Annotated in this window: 12 protein-coding genes (1 of these 12 only partly in view); 11 read left to right on the forward strand and 1 reads right to left on the reverse strand. The window is 31.5% G+C overall.

Features of this window, described 5'->3' with window-relative positions; translation table 11 throughout:
* Positions 1–36 precede the first annotated feature (36 nt).
* From OS191_RS15355 to OS191_RS15405, 11 genes are all read left to right on the forward strand, one after another.
* A complete protein-coding gene (locus OS191_RS15355) occupies positions 37–1,449 on the forward strand; it encodes a trypsin-like peptidase domain-containing protein (RefSeq protein ID WP_267156581.1) in 1,413 nt (470 codons plus the stop codon).
* A gap of 168 nt (positions 1,450–1,617) precedes the next feature.
* Positions 1,618–3,066 carry a glyceraldehyde-3-phosphate dehydrogenase gene (locus tag OS191_RS15360; RefSeq protein ID WP_267156582.1) on the forward strand — a complete coding sequence of 483 codons (1,449 nt, stop codon included), beginning with the start codon at positions 1,618–1,620 and terminating at the stop codon, positions 3,064–3,066.
* A 141-nt stretch (positions 3,067–3,207) separates the two neighbouring features.
* Entirely contained in the window at positions 3,208–3,834 is a 627-nt protein-coding gene (locus OS191_RS15365; protein ID WP_267156583.1) for a tRNA (guanine-N1)-methyltransferase, read from the forward strand.
* A gap of 217 nt (positions 3,835–4,051) precedes the next feature.
* Entirely contained in the window at positions 4,052–4,729 is a 678-nt protein-coding gene (gene trmD, locus OS191_RS15370) for a tRNA (guanosine(37)-N1)-methyltransferase TrmD (RefSeq protein WP_267156584.1), read from the forward strand.
* Between the two features lie 130 nt (positions 4,730–4,859).
* Positions 4,860–5,213, forward strand: coding sequence for a 50S ribosomal protein L19 (gene rplS, locus OS191_RS15375; RefSeq protein ID WP_267156585.1), 354 nt, complete (start codon positions 4,860–4,862; stop codon positions 5,211–5,213).
* Positions 5,214–5,907: 694 nt separating this feature from the next.
* On the forward strand, positions 5,908–6,480 hold the full coding sequence (locus OS191_RS15380) for a pentapeptide repeat-containing protein (protein WP_267156586.1): 573 nt from the start codon (positions 5,908–5,910) through the stop codon (positions 6,478–6,480).
* A 150-nt stretch (positions 6,481–6,630) separates the two neighbouring features.
* Positions 6,631–8,856: an NADP-dependent isocitrate dehydrogenase gene (locus OS191_RS15385; RefSeq protein WP_267156587.1), complete on the forward strand. Its 2,226-nt coding sequence runs from the start codon at positions 6,631–6,633 to the stop codon at positions 8,854–8,856.
* Positions 8,857–8,931: 75 nt separating this feature from the next.
* Positions 8,932–11,307 (forward strand): TonB-dependent receptor, encoded by a 2,376-nt coding sequence (locus OS191_RS15390; protein ID WP_267156588.1) that lies wholly within the window; start codon positions 8,932–8,934, stop codon positions 11,305–11,307.
* Between the two features lie 4 nt (positions 11,308–11,311).
* Positions 11,312–12,130 (forward strand): DUF4249 domain-containing protein, encoded by an 819-nt coding sequence (locus tag OS191_RS15395; RefSeq protein WP_267156589.1) that lies wholly within the window; start codon positions 11,312–11,314, stop codon positions 12,128–12,130.
* A gap of 56 nt (positions 12,131–12,186) precedes the next feature.
* Positions 12,187–13,005, forward strand: a complete 819-nt coding sequence (gene murQ / locus OS191_RS15400; protein ID WP_267156590.1) for an N-acetylmuramic acid 6-phosphate etherase — start codon at positions 12,187–12,189, stop codon at positions 13,003–13,005.
* Positions 12,995–13,237, forward strand: coding sequence for a DUF6095 family protein (locus tag OS191_RS15405; protein ID WP_267156591.1), 243 nt, complete (start codon positions 12,995–12,997; stop codon positions 13,235–13,237). Before murQ ends, OS191_RS15405 begins: the two co-directional genes overlap by 11 nt.
* Positions 13,238–13,276: 39 nt before the next feature.
* Here OS191_RS15405 and OS191_RS15410 read toward each other — a convergent pair whose 3' ends face one another.
* Positions 13,277–14,957, reverse strand: the 3' portion of a protein-coding gene (locus tag OS191_RS15410) for a helix-turn-helix domain-containing protein (protein ID WP_267156592.1). The gene runs 761 nt beyond the window's last position; only the last 1,681 of its 2,442 coding nucleotides appear in the window; its start codon lies off the right edge, out of view; its stop codon occupies positions 13,277–13,279.

Here is a 14,957-nt window from a genome sequence, read left to right on the forward strand (position 1 = left end):
GTTAATAATTTACAAACCCATTAAATCTAATTAAAAATGAAAAAAATAGCAACATTAGTCTTAGTTTCTGTGTTAGGTGGAGCTATCACCCTTTCTGCCTACAAGTTTTTTTTAGAAAACAATCATACAAATAGTAATTCCCAAATTGAAAATTCTACTACACCCTTTCCGGTTAGTCATGTTTCTAATTCGAGTTTTATTCCAGAAAATAGCATAGATTTTACAAGTGCAGCCGAAAAAACAATTCATACAGTTGTGCACGTAAAAAACACAACAACTGGGAATTCTGGTCAAATGACTTTTGAAGATTTATTCTATGGAAGATCTCCTCAACGTTCTCAAGTGGGATCTGGTTCTGGTGTCATAATTTCGCCAGACGGTTATATTATAACTAACAACCACGTAATTGCAGGCTCTAATGAGTTGACCGTAACCCTCAATAATAATAGTACGTATAATGCTAAAATAATAGGATCGGACAATAAAACAGACATCGCATTATTAAAAATTGAAACCGATGAGGATTTACCGTATACTACTTTTGGAGATAGCGATCAGGCAAGAATTGGAGAGTGGGTTTTAGCAGTTGGAAACCCATTTAATTTAACCTCTACAGTAACAGCTGGAATTATTAGTGCAAAATCTAGAGATTTAACTGGAGGTAGAAGCACCCAGTCTTTTATCCAAACAGATGCAGCTGTAAATCCAGGGAATTCTGGTGGTGCTTTAGTGAATTCTAATGGAGATTTAATAGGAATCAATACAGCTATTTCCTCACAAACAGGGTCTTATATTGGCTACTCATTTGCAGTACCTAGTAATATTGCTCGAAAAGTTATAGAAGATATTATTGAATATGGCAATGTACAAAACGGGGTTCTAGGAGTAACAGGAGGAGCTCTAAACAGTGGTTTCGCTGAAAGATTGAGTGTTAATGAAACTGAAGGTTTCTATGTGGATTCTGTTGAAGAAAATTCTGGTGCTTTTGAAGCCGGTTTAGAGACTGGAGATATCATCAAAAAAATTGATCATGTTAAAATTTCGAAATTTTCAGATTTAACAGGTTATCTAAGTACCAAACGACCAGACGACGTTGTAAAAATAACCTATTTAAGAAATGGTTCTTTAAAAGAAATCCCTGTAACTTTAGCTAGAAACCAAAGCTATACCATTCCAAAATTAGGTGTTGTAAAAAATGCAACCAAAACAGAATTAAAGAAATACAATACGCCAAATGGGGTTAAAATTTCCAGACTAGGCCAAAGCTACTCTAAATATTTAAGAGCTAATGGGGTTCAAGAAGGAGACATTGTTACATCAATCAATAATAATAAAGTATATAATGTAGAGGATGTTCAAGAAATTATAAAAAACAAATCGGCTTATGAGCCCTTAAGAATTGAGCTTATAAACTCCAATGGCGAAGTGGAACGCTATAACTTCAATTAATAGGAGTTAATGATTAAATATCAATCCTTCAGAAAAATCTGAAGGATTTTTATTTTAAAAAAAGGAAGCTAAATACGACTAAAATATCTTATTTTTGCAAGCAAATTCAACAAGGTAATATACTAAGTTGAAGAGTTATTTAACAACACACACTAAAAATTAATTACAATGAGTTTTAATGAGACTTATGAAAGCGAATTAGCTTTTCAAGCAGATAGAAGAAAAGCAACAGTAGAATTTATTAAAATTGTAAGCGACCTTTGGTACGACAAATCTATTGAATTGGTTATTTTTAGAAACCAATTAATTGATAGAAATGTAAGCCAAATTTTAACCCTACATGAATATGCTGGCGAATTTGTTCAAAAACCTATCTCTATTTTCGATTCTGTTGAAATTGCACAAGCTATTCAAACCTTAGACTTGCCACCAGCAAAACTAGATATAGGTAAATTAACTTACGAATTTCATTTAGAAGAAAAAAAATTCAGTAATGCTTTAGCTTTTGTAGCAGATAAACTTAAGGATGCTAACAAAAATAACATCATCAAACCCAAAGATGTCGTTCTTTATGGTTTTGGTAGAATTGGCCGTTTAGTAGCTAGAGAATTAATAACTTTTACCGGAAAAGGAAGTCAACTGCGTTTAAGAGCCATTGTAACTCGTGGTATTATAGATCAAACTGTATTAGAAAAAAGAGCCTCATTACTAAGAAATGATTCTGTTCACGGAGATTTTCCTGGAACTGTTGTTGCCGATTTAGAAAATAGTGCTTTAATTATTAACGGAACTACAGTAAAAATTATTTCTGCTAATAATCCTGAGGATATTGATTATACAGCTTATGGCATTAACAATGCTCTTGTGATTGATAATACGGGAGCTTTTAGAGATCAAGAAGCTTTAAGCAGACATTTGGCTTCAAAAGGTGCTGATAAAGTATTGCTTACTGCTCCTGGAAAAGGAGTTCCAAATATTGTACATGGAGTTAACCATCTAGATCATAATCCAGATAAAGTAGATATTTTTTCTGCAGCATCTTGTACAACCAATGCCATTACACCTATTTTAAAAGCTGTTGAAGATTCTCTTGGTGTAAAAAGTGGTCACCTAGAAACCATTCATGCTTATACCAACGACCAAAATTTAGTAGATAACTTCCATAAAAAATACCGTCGTGGACGTGCTGCTGCATTAAATATGGTTATTACAGAAACTGGAGCTGGAAGTGCTGTAGCAAAAGCTTTACCTGCTTTAGAAGGGAAACTAACGTCTAATGCGATTCGTGTTCCAGTACCAAATGGTTCTTTAGCGATACTATGTTTAGAATTAGATAAAGAAACATCTGTTGAAGGCATCAATACCATCATTAAAAAATATGCTCTTGAAGGCGATTTAGTTGAACAGATTAAATATGAATTAAGCGACGAGCTTGTTTCTAGTGATATTGTTGGAAGCTCTGCTCCTGCTATTTACGATAGTAAAGCTACCATTGTTAGAAAAGACGGTAAAAATGTCTTGCTATATATCTGGTACGATAACGAATATGGCTACAGTCATCAAGTTATTAGATTGGCAAAACACATTGCTAAAGTGAGACGCTATACATATTATTAGTCGTTTAGACATCCAAAATAATATTCCATTCGTATATAAAAAAGCCTCGCAATAGTGAGGCTTTTTCATAATAGGTATTTAAAACCAAACTTAATTCCTTATTTTCGTAATTATAAACATTCAAAAAACAACTAATCCCAAATGAATATTTTTAAATTATCCTTGTTTTCATTATGTATCGCCCTTTTTTCAATTAGTACCTACGCTCAAGAAAATAGTGATGAGGACGATGAACTATCTTTAAACAATAGCACGATTGATAATCAATTTGAATATGTCCTTAAAAAATCTGGCGATTTTAGAGGTACAAACGGTTCGATGTATGAAGCTGTTAAACGCAGCATGCTTACAACCTTACAAGCACATACAAACGATTCTTTAAATACGTTCAGAAAAAATTTAGCAGATACCCAAACCATAGTAAATACCCAAGCCAAAGAAATTACAGATTTAAAAGCAAATCTTACTAATACACAGGCTACTTTAGACAAAACCAATAACGAAAAAAACAGCATGGCCTTATTTGGTTTACAAATGAGCAAATCCAGCTATAATGTATTAATGTGGTCTATTATTGGCATCTTATTAGTGTTGTTAATCTTATTTATATATAAATTTAAAAACAGTAATTTAGTTACTAAGGAAGCTAAAATGGCTCTGGATGAAATTGAAGATGAATTCGATGAACATAGAAAAGTTGCCTTAGAGAGAGAACAAAAAGTAAGACGGCAACTGCAAGACGAATTGAACAAACAAAAAGGGATTTAAAAACTAAAACCTTTTTAAATATTTTTAAAATCTGTAAATTCATTTTTACAGATTTTTTTTATTCCATATGCCTTATTAAATACGTTTCAACAAATTTATTTAGCTACCATCTAAATCCATTTAAGGTTTATGATATTGATAAGTTTACAAAACTTCCAATTCAAACCTAAAATTTCCTAAAACATTTCAAGTATATTTGCTGTCCTAAAGTCTTATCATGCGTATCGATATTATAACTGTTTTACCAGAATTACTTAAAAGTCCGTTTGAAGCTTCTATTTTAAAAAGAGCTATTGATGCTGGCTTGGTGGAAGTACATTTTCATAATTTAAGAGACTTTACAACAGACAACTATAAAACCATAGACGATTACCAATTTGGTGGTGGAGCTGGTATGGTTATGATGATAGAACCCATAGACAAGTGCATTACAAAATTAAAATCTGAAAGAAATTACGACGAAGTTATTTATATGACTCCAGATGGCGAAACTTTAAACCAAGGCATTGCCAATCAATTATCTTTAAAAGAAAACATTATCATACTTTGCGGACATTATAAAGGAGTTGACCAACGAGTGCGTGATCAATTTATAACACGGGAAATCTCAATTGGAGATTACGTGCTTTCTGGTGGAGAGCTAGGAGCTGCTGTATTGTGTGACTCCATAATTAGATTAATCCCTGGAGTTTTAGGGAATGAAACATCTGCCTTAACAGACTCTTTTCAGGACAACTTATTAGCACCACCAATATATACGCGCCCAAGAGACTATAAAGGATGGCAAGTTCCAGAAGTATTATTTAGTGGGAATTTTCCTAAAATTGAAAAATGGCGAGAAGAAAAAGCCTACGAAAACACCATAAACAGGCGTCCTGACTTATTAGATGAATAAAAAAGTTATTAATTATTCATTTTTAATTGTTCATTTTTAATTATTAACTATCTTTGCAGCCAATTTCGGGTTAACCTCTGGCGAGAATCGTGGATGTTGTTTCGAACTAATTATAAATAAATTTAAAGATATGGAATCTTTAGTAAAATTTGTACAAGACGAATTTGTAACAAAAAAAGATTTTCCAGAATTCAAAGCTGGAGACACAATTACTGTATACTACGAAATTAGAGAAGGAGAAAAAGTTCGTACTCAGTTTTTTAGAGGTGTAGTAATTCAAAAAAGAGGCTCTGGAGCTTCTGAAACATTTACCATTAGAAAAATGTCTGGAACTATAGGTGTAGAACGTATTATGCCTGTAAACATGCCAGCCTTACAGAAAATTGAAGTGAATAAAAAAGGTAAAGTTCGTAGAGCTCGTATCTATTACTTCAGAGGTCTTACTGGTAAAAAAGCAAGAATTAAAGAAAGTATGAAACGTTAATAAACGTTTAATAACCTTGAAAAGCCCTGTTTTAACAGGGCTTTTTTTATTAACAAAAGTTAATAACTAATGTTTATAATTGGTTGATATCTAATGTGTTAAAATTCTTGAAATAACCATCTATCTAACGTATCTTAGTAAAAGAATTTATAAACAACGTATAGTTGGTTTTATGAAAATGAATTAGTTATAAACTCTTTAAAGAAACGTTCTTTATTTTAATTGTTTTTTGAGGTTTTAAGGTATCATGTGTATGCATGCTTAACCAAAAAATCATGATACTATTAATAGTGTTGGTTGTTTAGACACTCAATATCTTGAAATAGTTGAAAGTTTTTAAAAATTGTATCAGCGAAAGTAAATATTATTTAAGAAAACAATGATGGCTGTGTTGCACGTTGTTAAAACGATGTACAATAAGAAAATCATCAAGAAAAATAATTTATAAGAAATTTTTATACAGCAGGTCAATACATTTTGAAAGCTGCATAAAACGAATGTTTCTATTGAAATAGTAACACTTGAATTGAAAAGGTGTAAATGAAAGTTTATACTTTGGTAGCAATACCAAATTAGATCATGTTAAACTATTTCAAAGAAAGCCATATCAGATATAGATTTAGGTCTATTGTGATATGGCTTTTGTTTTTATATAAACTTCCTATCTTTGTCTACTAAGAATACATCCATAAAAATGAACCTTCCTCTTATAATAGACCAAGACTTTAAAAAAATTGATTATACCAAAAAAGAATTACTAAAAGCAGAATATGATAGCTGTCGTTTTATAGATTGTAATTTCTCAGAAACTTATCTTTCAAACATCACCTTTACAGACTGTAAGTTTATAAATAGCAACTTAAGTAGTATTAAAGTTAAAAACACGACGTTTAAAGATGCTGTTTTTACAGAATGTAAGCTGCTTGGCGTGTTGTTTAACGACTGCAATCCGTTTTTAATGTCATTTACTTTTAATAAATCTAATCTCAACTTTTCTTCATTTTACAAGTGTAATCTAAACAAAACCAATTTTAATACCTGCACTTTAGAAAACATCGATTTCTCTGAAACCAACTTAAGTCAGGCTAAATTTATAGAGTGTAATTTAAATAAAAGTGTCTTCAATAATTCCAATTTAGAGAAAGCTGATTTTAGATCTTCATATAATTTTTATATCAACCCTGAATTAAATAGCTTAAAGCAAGCTAAATTCTCTAAAGAAGGTGCTTTAAATCTATTAAAATCTTATAATCTTGACATAGAATAATCTAAATTAGCAACAGACAATTCACTTTTTTATCAACTTGATAAAACATGCCTATTTAAAGGACTCTTCATTAAAAAACTGTATATAATTTCATATATTTGCATGGCTTAAAAAACAAGCAAATTCTATTAAATAAAACTGAAAATTCTTATGGCAAATACATCTACTATATTTTATACCAAAACAGATGAAGCTCCAGCTTTGGCTACTTATTCTTTTTTACCAATTGTCAAATCTTTTACAAAACCCTCAGGTGTCGAGATTGAAACTAAAGACATCTCACTTGCAAATAGAATTTTAGCCGTTTTTCCTGATTTTTTAACAGATGATCAAAAAGTAAGCGATGATTTAGGAATATTAGGCGAATTGGTTAAACAACCAGAAGCTAATATTATCAAGCTACCAAATATAAGTGCCTCTATTCCACAATTAAAAAATGCAATTGAAGAGTTACAAGCTAAAGGGTTTAAATTACCTAGTTATCCAGATGAGCCTAAAAATGATTCTGAAAAAAACATAAAATCTCGTTATGACAAAATTAAAGGAAGTGCCGTAAATCCTGTACTTCGTGAAGGAAATTCAGACCGTCGCGCTCCAAAAGCAGTTAAAAATTACGCTAAGAAAAATCCGCATTCTATGGGAGCTTGGTCTAAAGATTCCAAAACTCATGTAGCAACTATGGGTGAAGGAGATTTTGAGCATAACGAAAAATCGGTAACTTTAGATAAGGCAACTACTGTTTCTATTCAGTTTAAAGGAACTGATGGTGAAACTGAAATTTTAAAGGAAAACTTAAACCTTTTAAATGGCGAAATTATAGATGCAACTGTATTAAGCAAAAAAGCTTTAATCGCATTTTTAGATGCTCAAATAAAAGATGCTAAAGATAAAGGTGTGCTTTTCTCTTTACACATGAAAGCAACCATGATGAAAGTAAGTGACCCAATTATTTTTGGTCATGCTGTAAAGGTATTCTTTAAAGACTTATTTGCTAAACATAGTGACACATTTAAATCTATTGGTGTAGATGTAAATAATGGTTTTGGAAATTTAATTGAAAAACTAGAAGAACTTCCTGCAAACAAACGTCAGGATATAGAACAAGATATTACAACTGCTTTTAAAAACGGACCAGCTTTAGCTATGGTAAATAGCGATAAAGGCATTACTAATCTTCATGTTCCAAGTGATGTAATTATTGATGCTTCTATGCCGGCAATGATTAGAACCTCTGGAAAAATGTGGAATGCTGAAGGGAAATTACAAGACACTAAAGCAGTTATTCCAGATAGTAGCTATGCTGGAATTTATACAGCAACCATAGATTTTTGTAAAGAACATGGTGCCTTCGATCCAACAACTATGGGTTCTGTGCCAAACGTAGGGCTTATGGCTCAAAAAGCTGAAGAGTATGGTTCTCATGACAAAACTTTCGAAATAACATCAAACGGTACTGTAAGTGTTATCGATGCTTCAGGTAAGGTTTTAATTGAACACAAAGTAGAAAATGGAGATATCTGGCGTATGTGTCAAGTTAAAGATGCACCAATCCAAGATTGGGTAAAACTTGCAGTTACAAGAGCTAGAGCCTCTCAAACTCCTGCCGTTTTTTGGTTAGATGAAAATAGAGCGCACGATGCCGAATTAATTAAAAAAGTAAATCTATATTTAAAAGATCACGATACGTCTGGTTTAGATATTAGAATTCTTTCTCCTATCAAGGCTACAACATTCACTTTAAAGAGAGTAAAAGATGGAAAAGATACTATTTCTGTTTCTGGAAATGTATTAAGAGATTACTTAACAGACTTATTCCCAATTTTAGAATTAGGAACAAGCGCTAAAATGCTTTCTATTGTTCCATTAATGAATGGTGGAGGCTTATTTGAAACTGGCGCTGGAGGGTCTGCTCCAAAACACGTGCAACAACTTTTAGAAGAAAACCATTTACGTTGGGATTCTTTAGGTGAGTTTTTAGCACTTGCTGTTTCTTTAGAACATTTAAGTGAAGCTACCAACAATCCTAAAGCATTAGTTTTAGCTGAAGCTTTAGACCTTGCTACCGAAGAGTTATTAGATACAAATAAAGGTCCTTCTAGAAAAGTAGGAGAAATAGATAACAGAGGTAGTCATTTTTATCTAGCAATGTATTGGGCTCAAGCTTTAGCTGAGCAAACAAAAGATATTGACTTACAGAAGATATTCACTCCTATTGCTAAACAACTTGAAGAAAATGAAAATGTAATTATGCAAGAACTAAATAATGTTCAAGGACACGCTACGAACTTAGGTGGATATTACAAACCAAATGAAAGTGAAACTAAAAATGTAATGCAACCAAGCAAGACGTTTAATAGCATTCTAAAAGCTATCTAGTTTAAAATAATATTTTGTTAATAAAAGCTCCTTCTAGGGGCTTTTTTTATAACTTTAGTCAAAATTACTCTTTTAATGAAGATACGAATACTCTGGTTACTTGTAGTTATTAGTTTAAAATTTCACGGTCTTTTTGCTCAAGACAATGTAACCCTTAGTGGTATTGTTTCAGATATTAGCAGTAACGAAACCCTAATAGGAGTAAACATTTTAATCCCTGAATTAAAAACTGGAGCTATTACAAATGAATATGGTTTCTACTCAATAACCCTTCCTAAAGGAACTTATAATCTAGTTATTAGCTATCTAGGGTACAGCAATGTTTCCGAAACCATCTCTCTTGAAAAAAATCTAAACAAAAATTTTAGTCTATCAGAAGCCATTGAAAGTTTAAATGAAGTGCTTATTAAAGATAATGTGGAGAAACTAAATATTAAAAAGCCACAAATGAGCGTTAATTCATTGAGTTCAAATACTATTAAGCAGATTCCTGTAGTTTTTGGTGAAGCAGATGTTATTAAAGCTATTACCTTATTACCTGGTGTTACAAATGCTGGCGAAGGCTCGTCTGGATTTAATGTACGTGGTGGTGCTGCAGACCAAAACTTAATTCTTCTAGATGAAGCAACTATTTATAACTCTTCACATCTTTTTGGTTTCTTTTCTGTTTTTAATCCAGATGCCATTAAAGATTTAAAACTCTATAAAGGAGGTATTCCTGCAAGATATGGAGGACGTGTTTCTTCGGTTTTAGATATTTATCAAAAAGAAGGAAATAGTAAAAAGTTTCATGTCAATGGTGGTATTGGTTTAATATCTAGCAGACTTTTGGCCGAAGGCCCTATTAAAAAAGGAAAAGGCTCGTTTTTATTAGGAGGAAGAGCTACCTATGCACATTTGTTTCTACCTCTCTTCGATGTTGAAAACAAGGCCTATTTTTACGATTTAAACACTAAAATAAGTTATAGGTTAAATCAGAATAACAATGTGTATTTATCAGGCTATTTTGGAAGAGATGTATTAAGCTTTAATGATAGTTTTAAAAACACCTATGGTAATTCTATCTTAAATTTTAGATGGAATCATTTATTTTCAGATAAGATATTTTCAAATCTCTCTTTAATCTATTCCGATTATTATTACGGATTAGATCTGGGTTTTATAGAATTTAATTGGAATTCTGGGATTAGAAACTTAAATCTTAAATACGATTTTAAACATTATGTAAGTAATAAAATAAAATTACAGTATGGTTTAAATAGTATCTATCATAAATTCAATCCAGGTGAAATAGAACCTTCAAATCCGGGTTCTGGAATTAATGCACAAAAATTAATAGACAAATATGCTTTCGAAAATGCTGTATATATTGATGTTGAACACAAATTAACTAATAGATTAATGGCATCTTACGGTTTACGTTATAGTTCGTTTATACGTTTAGGACAAGACGAATTAAACATTTACGAAAATGACCAAGCAGTTATCTATAATCAAGACCTTCAAATTTATGAAAAGGCAGAACCAATTGGAACAGAAAGTTATAAACGCAGTGATATAATAGAATCTTTTGGGAATTTAGAACCTAGGCTAGCTTTAGCCTACGAATTAAATTCAAGCTCATCCATAAAAGTAAGTTATAATCGACTAAGCCAATATTTACATTTATTATCTAATACAAGTTCCCCAACACCTTTGGATATTTGGACGCCAAGTGGAAAATATGTAAAGCCCCAGATTTTAGATCAAGTTGCCTTGGGATATTTTAAAAACGTAAAAGACAATATGTATTCTTTAGAAGTTGAAACCTTCTATAAAAAAGTTAAAAACCGAATTGATTATATAGATGGTGCAGACTTAATTGCTAACGATGCCATAGAGCAAGTTATTTTAAATGGTGAAGCTAAAGCTTATGGATTCGAATTGCTTTTCAGAAAAAATGAAGGCCGTTTTAAGGGTTGGTTTGCCTATACTTTAGCTAATTCTCAACAGAGAACGCCAGGAATAAAACCTAACGAACCGGGAATTAATAATGGAGAATGGTACAAAACACCATACGATAAAACCCATGATATTTCAATAACAGCAAGCTACGATTTAACAAAAAAATGGATTGTTAACATCAATTTTTTATTTCAAACAGGACAACCTGCAACCTATCCAAATGCCCAATACCAATACAACGGACTTAATATTCCTAATTATGGCTTAAGAAATGAATACAGATTGCCTACTTACAATAGATTAGATATTTCGGCAACTTATATTCCAAAACCAGAAAAAAATAAAGGGTGGCAAAGCGAATGGGTTTTTGGAATATATAATGTGTACAACAGACGTAACGCAGCATCTATTTCATTTCAAGAAAACAGTGAAACTAGAGCAAACGAAGCTGTGAGACTCTCTATTTTTGGAATTGTTCCTTCTGTTTCTTATAACTTCAAATTTTAATAAAATGAAACAAAAATTTATAATAGTAGTTGTTTTATTAGTCAGTTTTTTTTCTTGTGAAGATGTCATCGATGTCGATGTACCAACTTCAGAACCTCGTTTAGTAATAGATGCTTCTATCAATTGGTTTAAAGGAACTACAGGAAATGAGCAATTTATAAAATTAACTTTAACGGCACCATATTTTGACGATGGTGTTCCTCCTGCAAACAACGCATTAGTAACTGTTGAAGACCAAAACAATAATGTTTTTGAATTTATAGAAGATGAAAACTCAGGTTACTATTACAATAACAATTTTATTACAGAAATAAATGGAGTCTACAATTTAACCATCGTTTATGAAAATGAAACATATATTGGAACTGAAACTCTTTTAGCTGTTCCTGAAATTGAGTTTGTAGAACAAAATTTAGAAGGTGGCATTACGGGAGAAGACACAGAAATTAAAGCCTATTTTACAGATCCTGCAAATGAAGAAAATTATTATTTCTTCGAGTTTATCCCAAACACACCAGTAATTCCTACGCTTGATACTTTTAAAGATGAGTTTGTAAATGGGAACCAAGTGTTTGGTTTTTATGTGGAAGAAGAATTAAATCCTGGAGATGAAGTGCTAATAAAGAATCATGGTGTTTCTAAACGGTTTTACGAGTTTATGTATGTTTTATTACAACAAACAGGATCAGCTGGTGGTCCTTTTGAAACTCAACCTGCAACCGTTCGAGGAAACTGTATGAATATTACAAATCCAGAAAACTATCCTTTTGGCTATTTTAGACTTTCAGAAGTTTCACAAGTTAATTACGTCATTCAACCATAAATAAGAAACACAAGAATATGCTTTTAGAGATTTAAAAAAGCTGTATTTTTGAAGGTATGGAATTCACAAAAACAACAGAGCTAAACTCAAACCATAATCATCTAGAAAAGATGACGATTCAGGAATTATTATCGAATATTAATCTTGAAGATAAAACAGTTCCACTTGCAGTAGAAAAAGCCTTACCTCAAATTGAAGTATTAGTTAATCATATTGTTGAAAAACTTGAAAATGGTGGTCGTTTATTTTATATAGGAGCTGGTACTAGTGGCAGATTAGGCATCCTTGATGCTTCGGAATGTCCACCAACTTTTGGCGTGTCTCAGGATTTAGTAATTGGTTTAATTGCAGGTGGAGATATGGCTATAAGAAAAGCTGTTGAAAACGCCGAAGACTCTCTTACACAAGGTTGGGAAGATCTTCAAAAATATCATATTTCAAATAAGGATGTCGTTATTGGCATTGCAGCTTCTGGAACAACACCTTATGTTATTCAAGCTCTCAAAGTATGTAATAACAACAATATTATTACTGGCTGTATAACCTGTAATAAAAATAGTCCATTATCTCTTGCAGCAAAATTCCCAATTGAAGTAGTTGTTGGACCTGAGTTTATAACTGGAAGTTCTAGAATGAAAGCTGGAACTGCACAAAAACTTGTACTTAATATGATAACTACTACAACCATGGTGAAGTTAGGTCATGTAATAGGGAACAAAATGGTAGATATGCAACTAAGCAATAATAAGCTTGTTGAAAGAGGTACAAAAATGATTATGGATGAACTAGATATTTCTGAAGAAAAAGCTTTAAAACTTTTAATGAAATACAAAAATGTTCGCGAAGCAATAAAAAACTATAAAAATGGAAACTAAAAGAACCGATAAAGATATTCTTGTAAAAGGCTTAAAAAAGATGGGATTTTCTCTAGTTTGTATGTTTCTTGGTCCAACTCTGATGTATATAGCTTTTAGCAACCAAGAAAAAACACTCTACATCCCACTTTTAATTGCTGCAATATTAATTTGTATTCTTGCCGTTTATTTGGCTTTTATGGGCTTAAAAACCATTATGGATAGCATGTTCGGTAAACCACCTTCAAAGTAATATAATTTCAGAATATTTTTTCTTTATCTTAAAAAACCTCTAATTATTTAAGTTCTCCAAAACCAAACGTATTTCCCCATAAGAATATTTTTCATCCAATTGATGTTTTAAATCTGATAGATTTTCAAATGTTATTTTAGGGATGATTTCTTTTAGTTCTTTATAATGAGTTTCAGACATTAAGTCCGTAATTTTAATTTCTTTTGATGGAATAAAATTCGCCAAATGTCCGAAAATAGTGTTCTCATTTAATCCTCTTTCATCTGCTATATCATGAATACTTTTACCTGCTTTAAATAAGTCTAGAGATACTTTTTTAGTGTCTACTTTCTTTTTACTAGTTGTTTCAAAATCCATTTCAATATTAAAATCTTGAGGCAAATCAATATTATTTTCATCACAATAATCACTAATAACTTCTAAGATAGCACCTCCATATTTTTCAACACGTACTTTTCCCATCCCATTAATTAACAAAAGCTCTTTTTGAGAAGTTGGCAATGTTTCGCACATCTCATACAAGGACTTTTGATTGAATATTTGATAGTGAAGCAAATTGTTTTCTGTAGCAATATCATTTCTCAAAGTTCTAAGCAACTCAAATAGTTCGACGTTCGACGTTCCTTCTATAACAGTTTTTCTTTTCTTTTTAGGTTTTTCTTTAGTAATAAATGCAGACTTAGCACGTAATTCTAAAAATTTACTACTACTAAATCCATTACTCAACTCTTTAAAATACATTAATTTGATTTCTAACAATTCTTCAATTAAACCAATATGTTTTTCAAGATCCTTTTCAATTTCTTTGTTATCTGTGGTATAACTAATAGCATTTAAACTAGATACTATTACATCTTCGGTATGTTGCTTAAAATATTGAATAGCTTTTGTAAAACGTTCTTGGACTAAAGGGTTGTTTTCTGGAAGTTCTTGTTGACTTCCAATGTTTTTTAATTGATCTTTAAAACTGGTCTTAATTTTAAGAAAAGGAATGATGGCTTGATCTTTAATGGTTGTTAACGGTTTATCCAGTTCTCCTTCAATACTATTTCTGTTTTTGTAATAAATATCTAACAAACGACTGATAGGATATAAAAAATTGTGAAAATTAAAAATATCCGAAATAGCATCTAATTGAAAGTCTTTTCGTGATATTTCCAAAATGCTCTCGTTTGGTGCACTTTCTTCAGAATATTTAGTGAACGAAGTAATATGATTGTCATTAATAATCTGGCTAGAATCAATTTTATTTTTAAGAATTAAACCTTCAAGAGATTTACACCTGCTTAATGCCACGTACGTTTGCCCATGAGCAAAAGCTCCTTGGGAATCTATTATGGCTTTTTCAAAAGTTAAGCCTTGACTTTTATGAATGGTAATTGCCCAAGCCAACCTTAATGGAATCTGTTTAAAAAAACCAATTTTATCTTCTTTAATGGCCTTGGACTCTTTATCTACAGTATAAGTAATGTTTTCCCAAACTTCTGAACTTGTAGTAATATCAAAATCATCTTCAGGACATCTTATAACAACTTCGTCTTTATTAAGCTTAATAACCTTACCTATTTTCCCATTAAAATAACGTTTCTCTATGGAACTGTCATTTTTATTAAACATCACTTGGGCTCCTACTTTTAGCTCTAGAAGTTCATCATTTGGAAAGGCATGTTCAGGAAACTTGCCTCCTATTTCTGCTTTATATGAAAACAATTTTGAAGGT

Origin of the sequence: Xanthomarina sp. F2636L (assembly GCF_026410195.1) — a bacterium.
Lineage (GTDB): Bacteria > Bacteroidota > Bacteroidia > Flavobacteriales > Flavobacteriaceae > Xanthomarina.

Bases quoted from the DNA above. Each gene is read 5' to 3' on its own strand.
- OS191_RS15355 (WP_267156581.1), top strand. From the start codon at position 37: ATGAAAAAAATAGCAACATTAGTCTTAGTTTCTGTGTTAGGTGGAGCT.
- OS191_RS15360 (WP_267156582.1), top strand. From the start codon at position 1,618: ATGAGTTTTAATGAGACTTATGAAAGCGAATTAGCTTTTCAAGCAGAT.
- OS191_RS15365 (WP_267156583.1), top strand. From the start codon at position 3,208: ATGAATATTTTTAAATTATCCTTGTTTTCATTATGTATCGCCCTTTTT.
- trmD (WP_267156584.1), top strand. From the start codon at position 4,052: ATGCGTATCGATATTATAACTGTTTTACCAGAATTACTTAAAAGTCCG.
- rplS (WP_267156585.1), top strand. From the start codon at position 4,860: ATGGAATCTTTAGTAAAATTTGTACAAGACGAATTTGTAACAAAAAAA.
- OS191_RS15380 (WP_267156586.1), top strand. From the start codon at position 5,908: ATGAACCTTCCTCTTATAATAGACCAAGACTTTAAAAAAATTGATTAT.
- OS191_RS15385 (WP_267156587.1), top strand. From the start codon at position 6,631: ATGGCAAATACATCTACTATATTTTATACCAAAACAGATGAAGCTCCA.
- OS191_RS15390 (WP_267156588.1), top strand. From the start codon at position 8,932: ATGAAGATACGAATACTCTGGTTACTTGTAGTTATTAGTTTAAAATTT.
- OS191_RS15395 (WP_267156589.1), top strand. From the start codon at position 11,312: ATGAAACAAAAATTTATAATAGTAGTTGTTTTATTAGTCAGTTTTTTT.
- murQ (WP_267156590.1), top strand. From the start codon at position 12,187: ATGGAATTCACAAAAACAACAGAGCTAAACTCAAACCATAATCATCTA.
- OS191_RS15405 (WP_267156591.1), top strand. From the start codon at position 12,995: ATGGAAACTAAAAGAACCGATAAAGATATTCTTGTAAAAGGCTTAAAA.